At 61.8% G+C, this 1,400-nt stretch carries 2 protein-coding genes and 1 pseudogene; all 3 read right to left on the bottom strand.

Annotated features, from left to right (window positions below; translation table 11 throughout):
* Positions 1-192 (bottom strand): annotated as a pseudogene (locus tag AC1D1X_RS23295) (ACP S-malonyltransferase); the annotation flags it as partial.
* A gap of 92 nt (positions 193-284) precedes the next feature.
* Positions 285-926 carry a hypothetical protein gene (locus tag AC1D1X_RS23290; protein WP_477671317.1) on the bottom strand — a complete coding sequence of 214 codons (642 nt, stop codon included), beginning with the start codon at positions 924-926 and terminating at the stop codon, positions 285-287.
* Positions 907-1,400: exo-alpha-sialidase (locus AC1D1X_RS23285; RefSeq protein WP_477699344.1), on the bottom strand; the 494-nt coding region annotated here is incomplete at its 5' end. The genes AC1D1X_RS23290 and AC1D1X_RS23285, both read right to left, overlap by 20 nt.

The raw sequence follows: 1,400 nt of genomic DNA, 5'->3' as shown, positions 1-1,400 counted from the left end.
GACAGGCTGCGTGTTCGTGGTCAGCGCCAGCGCCTCCTTGGGGCCGTCCTTGATCAGTCGGCCGACATCCTCGCCAAGCGCCTCGGAAGCTTCGGCCAGCGCCTGCACAACCACCGGATGGTCGCCCCAGGCGTCCAGCATGCCGACCGACTGCGAACCCTGGCCGGGAAAAACAATAGCAAACGATTTCAAATGATTACTCCATGGGTCGAATTCTTGGATCGCTGAAAAGCATCCGCATGCATTTTAAGAAGATGAACAGTCATTTTTTGAAGCACAGTCTGTCAGACTGACGACGGTATAGCGCCATTGTGCGCACCACGCAGCCGTGCAAAACCCCATCCGACAGCCGATTTGACGCACTGATAGATAGCCGCAACGGCCAGCCAGGGGTCTATCAGGTAGTCCCACAAATTGGTGGACTCCAGCGACCCCGCAGCCCAGGCCAGTAAAGCCAGAGCGATCAGCAAGGGCAGCAAACGAAATCCCCTGGCCCAGCATGCCAGCGACAGCGCCAGAAGCACCGCCCAGAGAACTGGCGAACCCCAGCCCAGCCGGTAGGCATCCCAGTCACCCCAGCCCAGGGCCAACGGGTACAAGAACAATGCGCCCACAGCAAGGACAACACTCACCAGCATGCACTCGCGGGTATCCGTCAAGCGGACGCCCGACAGGCGCTGGTACATGCCAAGACAGGCGAGTGCCACCAAAGAAATGCTCAGGTCCGAGCTGATGCCGCGCACATAGGCCACGAGCGGTAAACGGGCCGGCCCCACCGGGCACCACAGAAGTACAAACACCGCGGCAGTAGCAAACTTGCGCCACAGCGTGGCGCCATGCCGCCAGCTCAGCAGCCGCAGACACCCGGCGCTGAGCACCAGGTTGATGCCGAACAAGGCGATCAGATCATTTGCCGGAGGAAGCATGGCCGGTCGCCGCTTGCGCGGCCTGGAGGGTTTGCAGGGGATCCAGCCGCACGTGCTTGATGCGCGTGCGATGCCAGGTATAGACGAGATGCAGGTAGCCGTCGCGGGTTTGCAGCAAGTAAGGATAAGAAAATTCCTGGGAGCAGCTCTGGTCTCCGCACAACTGGCGCCGGGCACTGGCTACATAGGACTGGGCTTCGCCGTCGCTGGCGCCGCGGGCTTTGAGCTCCTGAGTCAGCAGGCGCTCATAGTCGATGAGGGACGTGCGCAACTGCGGGTTGGCGGACGATTCGACGATCCATGGGCTTAGCCCGTCAAACGAGCCGCCCGCCGCCGTTTGCAACAAGGCCAGCATTTCGCGATTTCGGGGCGCCGGGTTCAGGGCCAACCATTGCGTGCCGATGTTCGTCATGACGCCGGCCACAGCGGAGTCCGGATTGGGCCAGGTGCTTGCATGCGCGCGCGACCAGGTCT

Source organism: Polaromonas sp. P1_G4 (genome assembly GCF_056405475.1).
This window is presented reverse-complemented; position numbering and strand designations above follow the sequence as displayed.

Coding starts and splice junctions, on each gene's coding strand:
- AC1D1X_RS23290 (WP_477671317.1), bottom strand. CDS start 926: ATGCTTCCTCCGGCAAATGATCTGATCGCCTTGTTCGGCATCAACCTG.